Origin of the sequence: Pseudomonas costantinii (assembly GCF_001870435.1) — a bacterium.
Lineage (GTDB): Bacteria > Pseudomonadota > Gammaproteobacteria > Pseudomonadales > Pseudomonadaceae > Aquipseudomonas > Aquipseudomonas costantinii.
In genome coordinates this window covers 35,834-53,042 of record NZ_MDDR01000045.1, presented here as the reverse complement: position 1 = coordinate 53,042, position 17,209 = coordinate 35,834, and the positions used below count along the sequence as shown (strand labels likewise).

The following is a 17,209-nucleotide window of genomic DNA, read 5'->3' as shown; positions in this document are numbered from 1 at the left end:
CGCGTGGAGGTCAGGGCTTGAGCGGTTGCTGGATCGGCATCAATGCGCCGTAGTCGTTGATTGCGTTGAACTCGACCTGGCCAGTGCCCGGCGCAGACTTGAGGCCGGACACGGCAAACACCTGGGTCGCGCCGGGGCCGACCATGCCGTTCTCGCCTTCAAAGCGCTTGCCACCCACTGCCAGGTTCAACTCCACCAACGACACATGAAACGGTGTCGGGTTGAACGCTTGCAGCGCATAACCCTGGCCCTGGGGAATGATCTTCCATTGCACCAACGCCGGGGCATCGGTGGCGCTGCCTGTCAGGCCATCGGGGCGGTAGAAAATTTTGATCCGCGAACGAAATGCCATTTGCAGCACGTTGAGGTCCACCGGGCCTTCAGCCTTGGGCGGGATCTCCAGGATATTGAGCCAGAACACCGACTCCTTGTTGGCGGGCAATGGCACGCCGGTGAACATCAGGCGCAGGCTCTGGCCCTTGCTCGGATCAATGCGCGACACCGGCGGCGACAACACAAACGGCGCCTTGGAACTGGTAGGGCTGGACTGCACATCACCGGTGTCCACCCATGCCTGAACCAGCGCGGGGCGCATACCGTTGTTGTTCAATTTGACGGTGATTTCCTTCTGACCCGCGGGGTAGATCATGCGGGTACCGGTGATCACCACACCGGCCATGGCCTGGGAGCAGGCCACCATGGCGAGGGCCACACATACACTACGACGAAGCATTTTCAGGCAGGACATAACACACCTCATCAGCCAGACATCGGCGCGCCGCACATGCAGCGCGCAGACATGCTTGCGGCTTACTGGTAGTCGACGTTGTACGTAACGGAGCTGACCACGGTGCCTGGGGTAGTGGCGCCGGTCGCGAAGTACTGCACGGCGTATGGCATGTTGGCCGCGCCGTTACCGTCAATGGTGTTGCGGGTGGTCTGGGTGCGCTGGTTGGTGTTACCGGCCTGAATCACCGCGCCGCCCTGGGCATCGACCAGTTGCAGTTGCACGTTGGTGGCGGTGCCGGTCATGTTGTTCAGGTTGCCAGTGACCGGGTCGACGGTGGCGCCGGAGTTGAAGAACGCAGCGGCGGTAGCCGCCGCCCCCACACAGGCACTCAGTTGGATGTTGAAACCGGTGCGGCCCTCGGCCTGGCCGGCAGCGGTCAACAGGCCGGTGGAGATGGTCGGCAGGGTGACGGTGGCGGCGGCTGGGGTGACCACGCCATCGACCGCGATGGTGCAGGTCTGGTTGACCAGTTCACCGTTGAAATTGATGGTGCCATCGGCGGCGTTGGCGAACTGCGCGCCAGAAGCGCAAACCAGGGCAGCGAGCGTGAGAGCTTTAGTTTTCATGGTGCAACTCCAATGGGAAAGTTTTAAACACTGCCGCCCAACGTTGATGAGTTGCCAGGCGCCGAATGCGCGCTGGTAATAAACAAAGCATCTGTTGTGTGCGACAGGTTTATCTTCCGCTTAAGAGTTACCCGACCATGTAGTACCTATCCCTGCCAGATGTAGGAAATTTCCCATGAAAACTAATACAGATAAGTCTCCAATGTTTGCTCAAGCTGCTCCATCGCCTGCTGCAGCCCATCCACCGCCTCCGTGAGCACAGCGGAGTTGAGCCCCTCGCAGGCCACTTCCAACGCTTCACACGCCTGAATCAAGCGTTGTGCCTTGATGATCCGCGCACCGCCCTTTACCCGGTGGGCAAGGTCGGCCAGACCGGTGACATCGTGCTGAGTAAACAGCAGCATCAGGCGTGCCATGTCCTGCTCGTTGCTGGTGGCCAGGTCCTGCAGCAGACTTTTGATCGACGTAGAGTCACCCCGGCTGAGCTGCTCCAGGCTGCTCAGGTCGATGCCATCCGGCAGCTCGCGATGCGCTTCGTCGGTGAGCACCGGCGTGGTGTGGGGCACCAAGGAAGCCAGGCGTGCACTGAGGTCCTGGAGGCTGATGGGTTTGAACAGGCAATCGTCCATGCCAGCATCGAGGCAGCGGCCCCTTTCTTCCGGCTGGACATTGGCGGTCAGGCCCAGGATCAGCCCCGCCCGCAAGTCCCTGGTGCGCTCTTCATCACGAATCGCCCGGGCCAATTCGTAACCATTCATCAGCGGCATATTGCAGTCAGTGATCACCACGTCGAAATGCTGGGCGCGCCAGGCCCGCAGGCCATGCGCACCATCCTCGGCATCCACCACCCGGTGGCCGAGGTAGTGCAGTTGCTGGGATAACAGCAGACGGTTGGCCGGGTAATCGTCGATCACCAGCACATTGAGGGCTTGGGCGGCAGGCAACTGCGCCGGTTCGACAATCGGCGGGGTTTCGAGCGTCGCCAATGTCGGCAGGCTGATCCGTACTTCAACCTGGGTACCCTGCCCCAGCACGCTGTTGAGTACCAGACTGCCGCCCATCATTTCGCACAACGTACGGCTGATCATCAGGCCCAGCCCCGAGCCGCTGCGAGCCGACTGGCCATGGTTGCCGGCCTGGGCGAACGGGCTGAACAGGCGCTGTTGGTCTTCGCTGGAAATACCGCTGCCGGTGTCTTCCACCCGCAGGCAGATCGCCAGGCGTTCATCATCGCCACTGGGTTCGGCACTCACCCGCAGGCGTACGACACCTTCGTTGGTGAACTTGATCGCATTGCTCAACAGGTTAGAGGCGACCTGCTTGAACCGCAGAGGGTCCACCAGCACCTGGCGGCTCACAGTAGCGTCCAGATCGAGGATCAGTTGCAGGTGCTTCTGTCGCGCCAGCCCTTCGAAAATTCGCGCCACCGACTCCACCAGCTCACGCAGGTTAGCGCGCTCCGGTGCCAGGGACAGGCGGCCGGATTCGATGCGCGCGATATCGAGGATGTCGCCAATCAAATCCAGCAGGCCATGGGCGGCACCCGACGCCACCTCGATGGAGAGGCGGTCGGTGACGCCCTGGTCAGCCTTTTTCATCGCCAGCTCCAACATGCCGATAATCGCATTCATCGGCGTGCGGATTTCATGGCTCATGGTCGCCAGGAAGGTAGTCTTGGCGCGGTTCGCTGCGTCGGCGCCCTCCTTGGCCTCGCGAAGTGCTTCGAGCAGGTGCTGGCGCTCGCTGATATCGATCCAGCCACCAATCATGCCGCTGACTTCACCGTCGCTGCCCCGGTACGGCAGCATCCAGTGGTAGATGGTCAATACTTTGTCCGGCCCCATGGTCAGGCGACGGTCCTGCACCCTGGGCACGCCCTCTGCCATGACCTGCAAATAGTCCTCATGGTAGGCGGCGGCCTCGCTGGCGCTTTTCAGCACACCTTCGACCACGGTCTTGCCGAGCACGGCCTCGCGCTCCACACCGAAGACTTCAAGGTAGCCACTGTTGCAGATGCGCAACCGTGCCTGGCGGTCGCGCACATAGATGGGATGGGGCGTGCCGTCGATCAGCACCCGCATGAATTCCATCTGATCATTCAGGGCTATCTGCGCCTGCTTGCGCTGGCGCATCAACATGCGCAAATAGGCGATCCAGCCCAGCGCCACCAGCAACAACACGGCTGCCACGGCGAAACCCTGCAGGATCAGGGTGCGGTTGCGCAGCCAGTAGCTGTCATCCACGGCAATCTCACTGCGCCAGCGGTTAGTAACTTCATCCATTTCTTCCGGTGGAATACTGAGCAGAGCTTTTTCCAGGATCGAGTACAGCTCCAAGGAGCCGCGAGAAGTAGCGAACGCCACACTCGCCAACTGGGTGCCGACAGTACTGGTGATACGCAACTGGTCGCGGTACTGACGCGAAATCATGTAGCGCGCGGTAATCAACGAATTGACAGAGGCATCCGCCTGCCCATTGGCCACCAGGGCCAGTGCCTGCTGGGCGTTTTCGGCCTCGACCAGGGTGATGTTGGGGAAATCATCCAGCAACTGGTCTCGCACCGAATTGCCATTGATCACAGCCAGGCGCTTGCCGGCCATCTCATCCAGGGTGCCTGGGCTGCCCGGGTCGATACGGCTGACCAGCACAAAGGGCGTGTTCAAGTAGGGCCGGGTAAAACGCAACAGGTTTTCCCGAGACTGGCTGGGGGTCAGCGTAATCAGCAAGTCCGCCTTGTCAGTGCGGATTTGTTGGAGCATGCCGGCCACGGAGTGCGCACGCTGCACATCGAACTTCAAGCCGGTACGCAACGCGACCTTGGCTAGCACATCGGCGCTGATCCCGCGGAACTCGCCCTCTTCATTGAAAAACGAGAACGGTAGAAAACTGTCATCGATCGCCACCTTCAAGCGTGGGTGAGCGGCCATCCAGCGTTGCTCACTGGCACTGAATTCAGCACAGTGCGCCCCGGCATACTGCCGCCACCGGCACTCCAGCGCCGCAGGATAGTCATGCGCTCGCCTTGGGGGATCACGGCCAGTGCACTATTGAGTATCTGCAGCAAACGGCTGTTGTCACGCGCCACTGCAAAGGAAAAGTTACTGACCTCCAACTGAGAAAAGTCAGACAACTGCACGTTGTTCAGGTAGTTCTTGTTGATCAGGTACTGGGCACTGATGGAGTCGCCCAGGTACACATCGGCATTGCCAAAGGCGACAGCACCAATCGCGCTCAAGGTCGAGGGGTAGAGTTGTAATGTGGCCTTGGGATAGAACGCCTCGACTGCCTCCGGTGGCAGGTAGTGATAAAGCATGGCGATTTTCTTGCCCGCCAAATCCTGGGTGAGTGCATGGCTGTCGGCAACCCGGGTGATCAGGGTGGGCTGGTCTTCGGCGTAGGACGTCGACATCAACAGTTCGGGGTCCGCCTGCTCATAGCCATTGGCGGTTCCGAGAAAATCCACAGATCCCTGCTTGAGGGCTTCGATCACTTCGGCGCGGGAGGCAAAACGGCGGACCTCTACCGGGGTGCGCAATAATTCGCTCAAGAGCCGCACGTAGTCGGCGGTAAGGCCTTCGTAGTCGTGGCTATTCGTCGTCATGGCAAAAGGCGAATAGTCCGGGGCCGACGCCCCCATCACCAGCACGCCCTTGCTCCGCAGCCAGCTCCAGTCCGGCTCAGACAATGAAACACCGTACTCCGAAACATGGGAGCGCCCCAGTACCTGAAAGGTCTCTGCCGGTACGGCCGCCAGCGCGGTCCCGCTCAAAGTGCCTGCCAGCACCACACCCACCAACCATCTGCGCAAGAAAGTATTCATTCAGACCAGATTGTTACGTTTGGCAAAATCGGCCAGGTACACCACCGACTTCACCTTGAGTTTCTCGATCAGGCGGGTCTTGTAAGTACTGACAGTCTTGTTGCTAAGCAGCATCGCATCGCCGATTTCCTTGTTACTCAGGCCTTGGGACAGTTGCTGCAAAATGGTCAACTCACGGTCGGACAGCGTCTGGATCAGCTCCAGATCAGTACTTTCCACATCACTGCGGCGCACCGAACTATGAGCCAGATTCGGAAAGAAGGTGTAACCGCCCATGACCGCCTTGATCGCCTTGATCAGCTCATCCAGATCGTTGGTCTTGGAGACATAACCCGCCGCACCGGCCTTCATGCAGCGCATGGAATAGAACAGCGGCGACTGTGAGGTCAGCACCAGGATCTTGCACGGCAGGCCCAGGGCGCAGATCCGCGCAATCACTTCCAGGCCATCCAGTTTAGGCATAGCAATATCCAGCACAATCAGCTCGGGCTCATGCTCGCGGGCCAACTGCACAGCGTCTGCGCCGTTATCAGCCTCGGCCACCACCTCGAAGCCTTCCTGCTTCAAGAGCATTTTGACGGAAGAGCGAATAAACGGATGATCGTCCACGACTATCGCTTTAAACATAGATACCCCTGTATGACAGGCTCGCCTAGCGGGTGACTCGCCTGTCTATAGCGCAAAAAGTAGGAAAAGTGACCGATCGACGCGTTACTAAAAATACACGAGCGCGACCTAAGTGTAGGAAATTTCTTAGATCTTTCAGCCCCCAGCAGCATGCGCCTCCAGCCAAGGTAGCAGCCGATAAGCCGACATTGGCCGTGCCAGGTAGTAACCCTGGCCAAGCTCGCAGCCCATCGCCAGCACGCCGTCGCGAATGCGCTGATTGCTGACACCTTCGATCACCAGGCTCATGTCCAGGGACTTGGCCAACGCCAGAGTGCTGCTGATCATGGTCTGACTGCGTGGCTCGTCCACATGACGGACAAACTCACTGTCCAGCTTGAGTTGGTTGAATGGCAACTGGCAGAGCAGCTTGAGGGACGAAAAGCCTGTACCAAAGTCATCAATCGACAAACCACAGCCCAGCATGCGCAGGCGTAACAGGTTTTCCTGGATCGGTGGAGTGATGTTCAGCAAGCCATTTTCGGCAAACTCGAACATCAAGGTGGAACCGGGAAAACCGTGCTGGCCCAACGCCCATTGGATGTGCGCCACCACGTTGCTGTTGAGCAATTGTGACGCGTGAAGATTGAAGGCCAGCTCCAATTGCACTTGTTGCCGACGCAGTACGCCCAGCAAGCTCAAGCCTTGCTCCAGCAGTTGCTTGAACATGTCGTCAATCAGGTCGTAAGCCAGCACGGCGGCCAGAAAGTCGCCGGGCAACAACACACCCCGCGCCGGATGCTCCCAGCGCACCAAGGCCTCAACACCGGCCAGTTGACCGGTGCTCATCACAAGTTTGGGTTGGAACCAGGCCCGAAACTCGCCCAAGGCCAAGCCGCGCTGGATCTCCAGTTCACTGGGCAAGGATTTGACGATGGGCGCAACACTCGACTGGGCACGTCGGTAGGTGTAACGATGCAAAACCTTGCGCAGTGTGCGCAGTTGCAGCGGGGGGGCCATGACCCCCAGCAGTTGCAAGCCCGACAGCGAACCCATCTGCTCCAGCGCGCGACGCAACTCCGGGCCCAGTTCGCTGCACAGCGCCACCGCGCGGACCATGCCGAACTGGCCGGCACTGCGCAAGAACGCCAAACAGTCCAGGCTGCGGTCGGCCAAGTCGCACAGCACAATGTCGACCCCGCCGCACTCCTGCAATTGCGCCATAGCGTGCTCGCCATCACTGGCCTGGACGACATCGCGCACCCCCAGGTGATCCAGCATCTTGATCAGGACACTGCGCTGAAATCGTTGGTTTTCCAAAACCAGTACGCGAGGAGAGGCCATGCTTATCAACCACTTTGCAGGTGCGAAGAGGGTGATAGTGGCCGGGGTTAGTCCTGATTATTGAGGGAAGCGTCCTATCGACCTGTAGGAAATTTCCCAGCAATTATTAAGGATCGACCTGCCCCATCAGTTCCGGAATCGACTCCGGCCGCTTGGCATAACGCTGGGCCAGCGCCGCACACACCATCAACTGGATCTGGTGAAACAGCATCAGCGGCAGGATCAGCACACCCATGGTCGCCCCGGCAAACAACACCTGAGCCATCGGCACGCCCGTCGCCAGGCTCTTCTTCGAGCCACAGAACAAGATGGTGATGCGATCTTCCTGGCTAAAACCGAAAGCCTTACCCAGCACGGTAGATGCCACCAGCACCAAGGCCAGCAACACACAGCACGCGACGACTAGACCACCCAATTCCCACAGCGGGATCTGGTGCCAGATACCTTCGTTGACGGCTTCACTGAACGCGCCGAAGACTACCAGCAGGATCGAGCCCTGGTCGACGAACTTCAGCCAGGATTTATTGCGGCCGACCCACTCGCCGATCCAATTGCGGGCGATTTGCCCGGCGACAAATGGAAGCAGCAGTTGCACGCTGATTTTCAGGATCGCGTCGACGGTGGAGCCGCCATCACCGTGTACGTTAAGCAGCAGGGTCACCAGCAGCGGCGTGAGGAAAATGCCGAACAGGCTGGACGCCGCCGCGCTGCAAATTGCCGCCGGGATATTGCCGCGTGCCAGGGAGGTGAAGGCAATCGCCGATTGCACAGTGGCCGGCAAGGCGCAGAGGTAGAGCATGCCCATGTACAGGTCTTTGCCGATCAGCGGCGACAGCACCGGCTTGAGCGCCAGGCCCAGCAGCGGAAACAGCACGAACGTCAGGCTGAACACCAGCAAGTGCAGGCGCCAGTGGCCGGCACCGGCGACGATGGCCTGGCGCGACAGCTTGGCACCGTGCAGGAAAAACAGCAGCGCGATGGCCAGGTTCGTCACCCAACCGAAGGCCACGGCGGTCTGGCCGCTGGCGGGCAGGAAAGAAGCGAGGATCACCGTGGCCACCAGGGTCAGGGTGAAGTTGTCGGGCAGAAAACGCGGGCGGGTCATAAGCAAATCTTCCAGGGGTTGCCAAGAGCATCGTCGCGACTCTAACGTAACGGCTTGTTACCGACTAACGCCAATGAGCCAGTAAATGCCGCCTAAAGGACATGAAAAGACCGTCCGCCGCAGCGTGCCTGGGCTTTCCAGCCTGCCACGGCCGGTGTATGGGCGCACCGAATCCCTGCCCAACCGCGCGCTGACCCGTCAGCACAGCCACCCGTGGGTGCAATTGTCGTACGCGATTTCCGGGGTGCTGGAGATCCAGACCAGCGTCGGCCGTTTCGTTGCTCCGCCCCAGCGCGCGGTGTGGATACCGGCGGGTGTGCCGCACCGGGTGTTCAGTTCGCCGCACACGGAAATGCGTAGCCTGTACCTCGATTGCAGCGTCACCGCCTGGGCGGCCGAGCGTTGTCAGGTGCTGGAAGTGAGCAGTTTATTGCGCGAGTTGATCCGCAGGTTCAGCGAGTTGCCGGTGGAATATGCCGAGGATGGGCCGGATGGGCGACTGGCGCAGGTGGTGCTGGACCAGCTGGCGGCGGCGCCTCAGGTGGATTTGATGCTGCCGCTGCCCCATGACCCGCGATTGCGGCAGATTTACCGCAGCCTGAACGTGCACCCGGAGCAGCAGACGACCTTGGGTGACTGGAGCCGGAAGCTGGGGGTCAGCGAGAAGACCCTCAGTCGGTTGTTCCTGGGTGACACCGGGCTGACGTTTCGGGCGTGGCGCCAGCGATTGCGATTGCTGAGTGCCCTGCCCGCGCTGGAGCAGGGTGAGCGGGTGACGGATGTGGCGTTGGGGTGTGGGTATGAATCCACCTCGGCGTTTATCAATGCGTTTCGGCAGCAGTTTGATGCTACTCCCGGGGAGTTTTTCCGCTGATCGTTCAAGTAATGTCGATCCACTGTGTGGTGGAGTTCGGGGTGGCTATTTTCTTTAGGTAGGTTGAGTACATATCCGTTTTTTGCGGTTATGGCGGGTATTGGTTCCGCCCTTACGGCGGGTCACTTTTGAAAGGAGCCCAAAAGTAACCAAAAGGCTCTTACCCCACCACTCGGCACCTCGCCTAGGCTCGGTGTGCCCGCACGCAGGCTTGAATCCGTGGGCCGCCGCGATGGGGTGTTTTCCTGATGTATGGAGCTCCCATATTTTGATCGGTGTGCATCTGACAGGGTCAACTGCCGTTGCCGCCGTGGGCCTCTTCGAAGAAGTAGTCTTTCCAACTGGCGGCTTTGTTTTTCAGTACGCCAAGTTCTTGCAGTTTCTCGGCATAGATGAAGGTGCGCTGCGGCACGATGGTGAAGTCGATTTCCGGGTCCTGGACGATTTTTTCGACCAGTTCCAACGGCAACTTCGACTGTTCTACACGGATATACGCCTTGGCCGCGGCGGGCTTGTCGGCCTTGATGATCTTCTCGGCTTCGGCCAACGCGTCGTAGAACGCCTTGTAGGTCTTGGGGTTTTCATCGTGGAATTTCTGTGTGGTGTAGAGCACGTTGAACGTGGCCTGCCCGCCGAGGATGTCGTAGGAACTGAGCACCTTGTGCACGTTCGGGTTGAGCAGTTCCTGATACTGGAACGGTGGGCTGGAGAAGTGCGAATTGATTTCCGAACCACCGGCAATCAGCGCCGCCGTGGCGTCGGGGTGGGCCAGGCTGATGGAGATGTCGTCGAACTTCTTGTAGTTGGCATCGCCGAATTGCTTGGCGGTTTCGATCTGCAAGGTGCGCGATTGGAAGCCTACACCGGCGGCAGGCACGGCGATGCGGTCTTTCTCGGTGAAGTCCTTGAGGGTCTTCACGTTGGGGTTGTTGGTCAGCAGGTAGTTGGGCATCGAGCCGAGGGAGGCGATGGCTTTGACGTTCTGCTTGCCCTGGGTCCGGTCCCACACAGTCAGCATCGGCGGCACACCGGCCGAGACCACGTCCAGGGCGCCGGCCAGTAGCGACTCGTTCATTGCGGTGGCGCCGGAAATGCTGTTCCACTCCACTTTGATATCCAGCCCCTGTTCCTTGCCGTGTTTCTCGATCAGGTTCTGGTCGCGCACCACGTCGAGGATAAGGTAGCCGATGCCGAATTGCTGGGCGATGCTGATCTTGCCTTCGGCCTGCGCGCCAGGGCTGAGCAAGGCGCTCGCGGTAGCCAGGGACGCGGCCAGGAGGGTCAGGGAGGAACGCTTGAGGGTCATGGGAGTCTGCCGCGCTTTTGAGAAGGTGAACGAGGGTAGCGGCCATTTTTAAGACAGGAAAAGAATATCGCGGTCTATTGTTATGCAAATAATCCCCAAAATCCCGTCCGGCTGGTATTGTGCCGCGCATCGAAATTCAGCCTGACCAGCGAGGAAATGGACGTTGAACACTGACGAAAAAATGACCGGAGACCTGTTCGAGGTCGATAAGCGCCTGTCACTCAAGCCCGTGGTGGACTTCAACACCTACCTGCGCACTGCGTTCGGCGACGGCCCATGCACCTGCGTACGCTGCGCCGCCGGCAATGGCGATGAAACCGGCTACGCGTTCCAGCACACCTTCCACTTTGATGCCAAACCCACCCACCGTCGTTTCGCCTCCACGGCGGGCAGCGATGTGTTGATGGCGCTGAAGAAGGCCTGGTTGTCGTACACCAAGGCCGAGCTACCGCTCAGTGGCGTGTTGGCGTTGGATACGGTGAAAGAGTTTGTCGAGCCGCAGTTGCACAAGCGTTTGGTGCCGCTGTTCTTGGCCAGTGAGTTGGTCAAGGATGTTGAAGGTGAGTTGCAGATTCAGCCGCAGGCAGTTGCCTGAACTAGAACACCACTCATACGTGTGGCGAGGGGGCTTGTCCCCCGCTGGGCTGCGTAGCGGCCCCAAAACCTGACAACCGAGTTCCTACTGGATGAACTCGGCGCCTGTCATGGGGCTGCTACGCAGCCCAACGCGGGGCAAGCCCGCTCGCCATAGGAAACAACTTTACTCCACGCTATTCCTTACGCGCTGCCTCCCACGACTTGAGCAGGTCGTTGTAAGCCACCGTCTCCCCCTTCGGTTTCTCATTGGCCAGTTTCGGCTTCGGCGCGCCCGGCTGGTCGAACCAGTACTGCGCGTCACGCTCTTCGTTCATTTTCGGGCCACACACCGGCTGCACCTTGGAGCGTTCCAGACGCGTCATGATCGCGTCTTGCTCCTTGGCCAGATTGTCCAGCGCCTGTTGCGGGGTTTTCTCGCCGCTGGCAGCGGCCGCGATGTTGCTCCACCACAGTTGCGCCAGGCGTGGGTAATCCGGCACGTTGGTGCCGGTCGGGGTCCACTCCACGCGGGCCGGGCTGCGGTAGAACTCCACCAGCCCGCCGAGTTTCGGCGCCAGGTCGGTCATGGCCTGGGAGTTGATGTCGGACTCACGAATCGGCGTCAGGCCGACAATGGTTTTTTTCAACGAGACGGTTTTCGAGGTCACAAACTGCGCATAAAGCCAGGCTGCGAGTTTCTGTTTCTCCGGGGTGGATTTGAGGAAGGTCCAGGAGCCCACGTCCTGATACCCCTTCTTCATGCCCTTTTCCCAATAAGGCCCGACGGGCGATGGGGCCATGCGCCATTTCGGCGTGCCGTCGGCGTTCACCACCGGCAGGCCCGGCTTGGTCATGTCGGCGGTAAACGCGGTGTACCAGAAGATCTGCTGGGCGATGCTGCCTTGGGACGGCACCGGGCCGGATTCGGAGAAGGTCATGCCCGCCGCTTCCGGTGGTGCGTAGGCTTTCATCCAGTCTACGTATTTTTGTGTGGCGAACACCGCCGCCGGGCCGTTGGTGTCGCCGCCACGGGTCACGCTGGAACCCACCGGGTGGCAGTCCTCTACGCGAATGCCCCACTCGTCCACCGGCAAGCCGTTGGGCAGGCCTTTGTCGCCGCCACCGGCCATGGAGAACCAGGCATCGGTGAAGCGCCAACCCAGGGATGGGTCTTTTTTGCCGTAGTCCATGTGCCCATAGATGCGCTTGCCGTCGATTTCCTTGACGTCTTCGCTGAAGAACTTGGCGATGTCTTCATAAGCCGACCAGTTCACCGGCACGCCGAGGTCGTAGCCGTATTTCTCCTTGAACTTGGCTTTCAACTCCGGACGTTCGAACCAGTCGGCGCGGAACCAGTAGAGGTTGGCGAACTGTTGGTCAGGCAGTTGGTAGATCTTGCCATCCGGCGCAGTGGTGAAAGAGAGGCCGATAAAGTCCTTGATGTCCAGGGTCGGCGAGGTGAAGGCCTTGCCTTCGTTGGCCATCAGGTCGGTGATGGACTCGGTCTTGCCATAGCGAAAGTGTGTACCGATCAGGTCCGAGTCGTTGACCCAGCCGTCATAGATATTTTTGTCGGACTGCATCTGGGTTTGCAGCTTCTCCACCACGTCGCCTTCCTGCAGCAAGTCGTGGGTCAGCTTGATCCCGGTAATTTCAGTGAAGGCCTTGGCCAGTACCTTGGATTCATACTCATGGGTGGTGAGGGTTTCCGACACCACGTTGATCTTCATCCCACGGAACGGTTCCGACGCCTTGATAAACCACTTCAACTCTTCGAGTTGCTGGGCGTCGGTGAGCGTGGATGGTTTGAACTCGCTGCCGATCCATTTTTTCGCGGCTTCTTCGTACGCATCGGCCCACGCCGTGGCGCTCAAACCACTGAGGGCCAGTACGCCGGCCAATGAAATGCTATGTCGCAGCTTATTGTTTTTATCGAACATAGAGACCTCCTGGTTGTTTATTCAAGCGGAGCACTAGCCCCAACGCATCACACACAACAGCCACACCAGGGACAGCGCAGTCGCCACCCAGATGCTCCAGCCGGTTACGCCGATCACCAGTAAATGCAGGTAGGCGCTGCCGAGAAGACCAATAAACAAGCGATCACCACGGGTGGTGCTGATCGGCAGTAAGCCGCGCCGAGGAATACTCGGCGAGCGCAGTTCCCAGGTGGTCATGCCCACCAGCAACAGGGCAATGGCCGCAAAGAACAACGCGGTGGGGGTGGTCCAGGCCATCCATTCCATCATCGACTCCTTTAGACCCGGCCCAGGGCGAAGCCCTTGGCCACATGGTTGCGAACAAACCAGATCACCAGCATGCCCGGCAGGATGGTCAACACCCCCGCCGCTGCCAGCACGCCCCAATCAATACCCGACGCCGAGACCGTGCGGGTCATCACCGCCGCGATGGGCTTGGCGTTGACCGAGGTCAAGGTGCGCGCCAGCAACAGCTCGACCCAGGAAAACATGAAGCAAAAAAACGCGGTTACACCGATGCCGGAACCAATCAGCGGGATAAAAATCTTCACGAAAAACTTGGGAAAGCTGTAGCCATCGATGTAGGCGGTTTCGTCGATTTCCTTGGGCACGCCCGACATGAAGCCTTCGAGAATCCACACCGCCAACGGCACGTTGAACAGGCAGTGCGCCAGGGCCACGGCGATGTGCGTGTCGAACAGGCCGATGGACGAATACAGCTGGAAAAACGGCAGCAAAAATACCGCCGGTGGCGCCATGCGGTTGGTCAGCAGCCAGAAGAACAGGTGCTTGTCGCCGAGAAAACGGTAACGCGAGAAGGCGTAGGCCGCCGGCAACGCCACGCTCAGGGAGATCACCGTGTTCAAACTCACGTAGTACAGCGAGTTGAGGTAGCCGGTGTACCAACTCGGGTCGGTGAAAATCACCTTGTAGTTGGCCAGGGTGAAATCCTGCGGAAACAGCGTCAGCCCGCCAAGGATTTCGGTGTTGCTCTTGAAGGACATGTTCAGCAGCCAATAGATCGGCACCAGCAGGAACAGGATGTAGATCAGCAGCGGAATCAGCTTGCGGTTGCTCATGTCTGCGGCCTCAGCGGTTGGCATCGGAGTGAGTCATGGCGGTGTAAAACAGCCAGGACACCAACAGGATGATCAGGAAATACACCAGGGAAAACGCCGCGGCCGGGCCCAGGTCGAATTGGCCTACGGCCATCTGGGTCAGCGTCTGACTCAAGAACGTGGTGGCGTTACCCGGCCCGCCGCCGGTGAGCACGAAGGGCTCGGTGTAGATCATGAAGCTGTCCATGAAGCGCAACATCACCGCGATCAGCAGCACGCTTTTCATCTTGGGCAATTGGATATGTCGGAAAACCGCCCAGGCGGATGCGCGATCGATACGCGCGGCCTGGTAGTACACATCCGGGATCGCCCGTAGCCCCGAGTAACAGAGCAATGCCACCAGCGAGGTCCAGTGCCAAACATCCATCACCAGTACGGTGACCCAGGCGTCCATGGTGTTGGCGGCGTAGTTGTAGCTGATGCCCATGGCGTTGAGCGTCCAACCGAGCAGGCCGATATCGGCGCGGCCGAAGATCTGCCAGATGGTGCCGACCACGTTCCACGGAATCAGCAGCGGAATCGCCAGAATGATCAACACCAGCGACGACCAGCGGCCCTTGGTCGGCATGGTCAGGGCGATGGCGATGCCCAGCGGGATTTCGATCAGCAACACGCAGGCTGAATAGATGAACTGGCGCAGCAACGAGTCGTGCAGGCGCGGGTCGAGCAGCACCTGCTTGTACCAGTCGGCGCCGACGAAGTAGCGGCTGGACTGGTCGAAGATGTCCTGCACCGAGTAGTTGACCACCGTCATCATCGGGATCACCGCACTGAACGCCACCAGCAGGAACACCGGCAACACCAGCCACCAGGCCTTGTTGTTCTGCACCTTGTTCATGGCAGCACCTCCACCAGGTAATCGTCGGCGTAGACCATCAGCCATTGCGCGGGGAAGCTGATAGACGCTTTGCCTTCGGGCACCGGTTTGTCTTCGGCCAGACGCACTTTCAACGGCGCACCATCGAGGTTGAGGGTCATGATCTTGTAGGTGCCGAGGTCTTCGAGGTGCATGACATCGGCTTGCAGTGCGTCGGGATTATGCTCATCCCACACATGGATAAATTCCGGGCGGATACCTACCTGCAGCTTCTTGGGGTTCGTTTCGGTAATCCGTTGCTGCAACGCCTCTGGCAATGGCAGAACGGTGTCGGCAAAACGCACCCCGCCCGCCTCGGCCTGCACCTCGATCAGATTCATCCCAGGGCTGCCGATGAAATAGCCGACAAAGGTATGGCTCGGTCGCTCGAACAACTCGCGAGGCGTGCCGAACTGCACAATCTGGCCGCCGTACATCACCGCGATCTTGTCGGCGAAGGTCGAGGCCTCCAGTTGATCGTGGGTCACGTAGACCATGGTGATATTGAACTGCTCGTGAATCTGCTTGAGCTTGCGCCGCAGCTTCCATTTGAGGTGCGGGTCAATCACCGTCAGCGGCTCATCAAACAGGATCGCTGAAACGTCGTCGCGTACCAGGCCACGGCCCATGGAGACTTTTTGTTTTTCATCGGCGGTGAGGTTGCGCGCTTTCTTGCTCAACAGGTTTTGCAGGTCAAGGACTTCGGCAATTTCCTGTACCTTGCTGTGAATTTTCGCCTCGTGCATGCCCTGGTTTCGTAGGGGGAAAGCCAGGTTATCGAACACCGTCATGGTGTCGTACACCACCGGAAACTGGAACACCTGGGCAATGTTGCGTTTTTCCGGGGTCAGGTCGTTGACCACTTTAGTGTCGAACAGCACCTGGCCTTCGGACGGGCTGAGCAGGCCGGAGATGATATTGAGCAGGGTCGACTTGCCGCAGCCCGAAGGCCCCAGTAAAGCGTAGGCGCCGCCCTGCTCCCACACATGGTTCATTTCCCGAATGGCGTAGTCCTCAGGACCAGTCGGCGTAGGGCTGTAGCTGTGGGCGAGGTTCTGCAAATGGATCTCGGCCATCAGGCAACCCTCGCAACGCGACGACCGGGGGCCTGGACCAAACGACCCTGGCCATCGAACACAAACAGTTTATGGGTGGGGATATACACGCGGATCGGCGCGTCGACGTCGTACTCATGCACGCCCGGCAAATGCAGCACCAGCAGGAAGTGCTCGCTGCGCACATGCAGGAAGGTTTCCGAGCCGCTGATCTCGGCGACTTCCACGGTCACCGCCAGCTCCAGGTCATCGTCGTTGCTCGGCACCAGGCTGATATGGCTGGGGCGCACGCCAAAGCGGAACTCGCCTTCGCCGATGGGACGCAGGTCGACGTTCAGCGGGAAGTGCACGACATTGGCGAAGCTCACCTCGTTGCCACTGATACGGCCCGGCATCAGGTTGATCGGCGGTTCGGAAAACAGTTCGGCGGCCAATACTGTCTGTGGCTGGTGGTAGACCTCGGCGGCCTTGCCACTCTGAATCACTCGGCCTTCGTGCAGGATGGTGGTGGTGCCACCCAGGGCCAGCGCCTCATTGGGTTCGGTGGTGGCATAGATGGCAATGGTGTGGCGCGCCTTGAACAGCTCGCGCATTTCCTGACGCAGCTCTTCGCGCAGTTTGTAGTCCAGGTTCACCAGCGGCTCATCGAACAGGATCAACTCGGCGTCTTTCACCAGTGCCCGGGCCATCGCCGTGCGTTGCTGCTGGCCGCCGGACAGCTCCAGCGGGTGGCGCTGGAGAAACTTTTCGATGCGCAGCATCTTCGCGGTTTCCAGCACTTTGCTCTGGATCAACTCGTCTGACATACCGGCCTGGCGCAATGGCGAGGCGATGTTTTCGAACACGGTCATGGTCGGGTAATTGATGAATTGCTGGTACACCATCGACACGTTGCGCAGGCGCACCGGCTTTTGCGTGACATCCACACCGTTCATCAGGATGCGGCCGCTGTCGGGCTTGTCCAGACCGGCCATCAGGCGCATCAGGCTGGTCTTGCCGGACAAGGTGCGGCCGAGCAAGACATTGAAGGAACCGGCTTCGAAACGCAGGTTGGCGTCGTCGATCCAGGTTTGGCCTTCAACGACGCGAGTAACGTGCTCCAGGGTCAATGACATGACACGCCCTTTTTTATTATTGGAATGAATCTGGCCAGTCGTCAGAGCGAGTTTCGTGCCAAAACCGCAAGCGCTTGATGCATAAGGAAATGGGTTAAT

At 59.5% G+C, this 17,209-nt stretch carries 14 protein-coding genes and 1 pseudogene; 2 read left to right on the top strand and 13 right to left on the bottom strand.

From position 1 onward, the window contains the following. Window positions 1-10 precede the first annotated feature (10 nt). The 6 genes and pseudogenes from BFL40_RS26135 to BFL40_RS26110 all read right to left on the bottom strand — a co-directional run bounded on the left by BFL40_RS26135 (window position 11) and on the right by BFL40_RS26110 (window position 8,231). Window positions 11-748, bottom strand: a complete 738-nt coding sequence (locus BFL40_RS26135) for a fimbria/pilus periplasmic chaperone (RefSeq protein ID WP_071486642.1) — start codon at window positions 746-748, stop codon at window positions 11-13. Between the two features lie 62 nt (window positions 749-810). Beyond that, entirely contained in the window at window positions 811-1,356 is a 546-nt protein-coding gene (locus tag BFL40_RS26130; protein ID WP_071486641.1) for a fimbrial protein, read from the bottom strand. A gap of 182 nt (window positions 1,357-1,538) precedes the next feature. Continuing rightward, window positions 1,539-5,176 (bottom strand): annotated as a pseudogene (locus BFL40_RS26125) (transporter substrate-binding domain-containing protein). Beyond that, complete coding sequence (locus tag BFL40_RS26120; RefSeq protein ID WP_071486640.1) at window positions 5,177-5,803, bottom strand: response regulator transcription factor; 627 nt, start codon at window positions 5,801-5,803, stop codon at window positions 5,177-5,179. A gap of 135 nt (window positions 5,804-5,938) precedes the next feature. Beyond that, the gene (locus tag BFL40_RS26115) at window positions 5,939-7,126 is read right to left on the bottom strand and encodes an EAL domain-containing response regulator (RefSeq protein ID WP_071486639.1); all 1,188 of its coding nucleotides are present in this window, start codon (window positions 7,124-7,126) and stop codon (window positions 5,939-5,941) included. A gap of 106 nt (window positions 7,127-7,232) precedes the next feature. Next, on the bottom strand, window positions 7,233-8,231 hold the full coding sequence (locus BFL40_RS26110) for a bile acid:sodium symporter family protein (RefSeq protein ID WP_071486638.1): 999 nt from the start codon (window positions 8,229-8,231) through the stop codon (window positions 7,233-7,235). Window positions 8,232-8,316: 85 nt separating this feature from the next. On the opposite strand from BFL40_RS26110, the gene BFL40_RS26105 reads away from it, so the two are divergent. Next, entirely contained in the window at window positions 8,317-9,105 is a 789-nt protein-coding gene (locus BFL40_RS26105; RefSeq protein WP_071486637.1) for an AraC family transcriptional regulator, read from the top strand. A 292-nt stretch (window positions 9,106-9,397) separates the two neighbouring features. Here BFL40_RS26105 and BFL40_RS26100 read toward each other — a convergent pair whose 3' ends face one another. After that, the gene (locus tag BFL40_RS26100) at window positions 9,398-10,411 is read right to left on the bottom strand and encodes an ABC transporter substrate-binding protein (protein ID WP_071486636.1); all 1,014 of its coding nucleotides are present in this window, start codon (window positions 10,409-10,411) and stop codon (window positions 9,398-9,400) included. Window positions 10,412-10,574: 163 nt separating this feature from the next. On the opposite strand from BFL40_RS26100, the gene BFL40_RS26095 reads away from it, so the two are divergent. Next, window positions 10,575-11,006, top strand: coding sequence for a hypothetical protein (locus BFL40_RS26095; RefSeq protein ID WP_071486635.1), 432 nt, complete (start codon window positions 10,575-10,577; stop codon window positions 11,004-11,006). 175 nt (window positions 11,007-11,181) lie between these two features. Here the strand turns inward: BFL40_RS26095 and BFL40_RS26090 are convergent, their stop codons facing one another. Genes BFL40_RS26090 through BFL40_RS26065 form a run of 6 tightly spaced genes read right to left on the bottom strand, consistent with a single transcriptional unit; the run spans window position 11,182 to window position 17,110 of the window. Then, complete coding sequence (locus tag BFL40_RS26090) at window positions 11,182-12,927, bottom strand: ABC transporter substrate-binding protein (RefSeq protein ID WP_071486634.1); 1,746 nt, start codon at window positions 12,925-12,927, stop codon at window positions 11,182-11,184. Window positions 12,928-12,960: 33 nt separating this feature from the next. Beyond that, the gene (locus BFL40_RS26085) at window positions 12,961-13,233 is read right to left on the bottom strand and encodes a DUF2160 domain-containing protein (protein ID WP_053255547.1); all 273 of its coding nucleotides are present in this window, start codon (window positions 13,231-13,233) and stop codon (window positions 12,961-12,963) included. An 11-nt stretch (window positions 13,234-13,244) separates the two neighbouring features. Further along, window positions 13,245-14,045 carry a carbohydrate ABC transporter permease gene (locus tag BFL40_RS26080; protein WP_071486657.1) on the bottom strand — a complete coding sequence of 267 codons (801 nt, stop codon included), beginning with the start codon at window positions 14,043-14,045 and terminating at the stop codon, window positions 13,245-13,247. Between the two features lie 10 nt (window positions 14,046-14,055). Further along, the gene (locus tag BFL40_RS26075) at window positions 14,056-14,922 is read right to left on the bottom strand and encodes a carbohydrate ABC transporter permease (RefSeq protein WP_071486633.1); all 867 of its coding nucleotides are present in this window, start codon (window positions 14,920-14,922) and stop codon (window positions 14,056-14,058) included. Then, a complete protein-coding gene (locus BFL40_RS26070) occupies window positions 14,919-16,016 on the bottom strand; it encodes an ABC transporter ATP-binding protein (protein WP_071486632.1) in 1,098 nt (365 codons plus the stop codon). The genes BFL40_RS26075 and BFL40_RS26070 overlap by 4 nt, the downstream gene beginning before the upstream one ends. Beyond that, a complete protein-coding gene (locus BFL40_RS26065) occupies window positions 16,016-17,110 on the bottom strand; it encodes an ABC transporter ATP-binding protein (RefSeq protein WP_071486631.1) in 1,095 nt (364 codons plus the stop codon). Before BFL40_RS26065 ends, BFL40_RS26070 begins: the two co-directional genes overlap by 1 nt. Window positions 17,111-17,209 lie beyond the last annotated feature (99 nt).

Coding starts and splice junctions, on each gene's coding strand:
- BFL40_RS26075 (WP_071486633.1), bottom strand. CDS start 14,922: ATGAACAAGGTGCAGAACAACAAGGCCTGGTGGCTGGTGTTGCCGGTG.
- BFL40_RS26065 (WP_071486631.1), bottom strand. CDS start 17,110: ATGTCATTGACCCTGGAGCACGTTACTCGCGTCGTTGAAGGCCAAACC.
- BFL40_RS26105 (WP_071486637.1), top strand. CDS start 8,317: ATGCCGCCTAAAGGACATGAAAAGACCGTCCGCCGCAGCGTGCCTGGG.
- BFL40_RS26085 (WP_053255547.1), bottom strand. CDS start 13,233: ATGGAATGGATGGCCTGGACCACCCCCACCGCGTTGTTCTTTGCGGCC.
- BFL40_RS26080 (WP_071486657.1), bottom strand. CDS start 14,045: ATGAGCAACCGCAAGCTGATTCCGCTGCTGATCTACATCCTGTTCCTG.
- BFL40_RS26115 (WP_071486639.1), bottom strand. CDS start 7,126: ATGGCCTCTCCTCGCGTACTGGTTTTGGAAAACCAACGATTTCAGCGC.
- BFL40_RS26100 (WP_071486636.1), bottom strand. CDS start 10,411: ATGACCCTCAAGCGTTCCTCCCTGACCCTCCTGGCCGCGTCCCTGGCT.
- BFL40_RS26130 (WP_071486641.1), bottom strand. CDS start 1,356: ATGAAAACTAAAGCTCTCACGCTCGCTGCCCTGGTTTGCGCTTCTGGC.
- BFL40_RS26070 (WP_071486632.1), bottom strand. CDS start 16,016: ATGGCCGAGATCCATTTGCAGAACCTCGCCCACAGCTACAGCCCTACG.
- BFL40_RS26135 (WP_071486642.1), bottom strand. CDS start 748: ATGTCCTGCCTGAAAATGCTTCGTCGTAGTGTATGTGTGGCCCTCGCC.
- BFL40_RS26090 (WP_071486634.1), bottom strand. CDS start 12,927: ATGTTCGATAAAAACAATAAGCTGCGACATAGCATTTCATTGGCCGGC.
- BFL40_RS26110 (WP_071486638.1), bottom strand. CDS start 8,231: ATGACCCGCCCGCGTTTTCTGCCCGACAACTTCACCCTGACCCTGGTG.
- BFL40_RS26120 (WP_071486640.1), bottom strand. CDS start 5,803: ATGTTTAAAGCGATAGTCGTGGACGATCATCCGTTTATTCGCTCTTCC.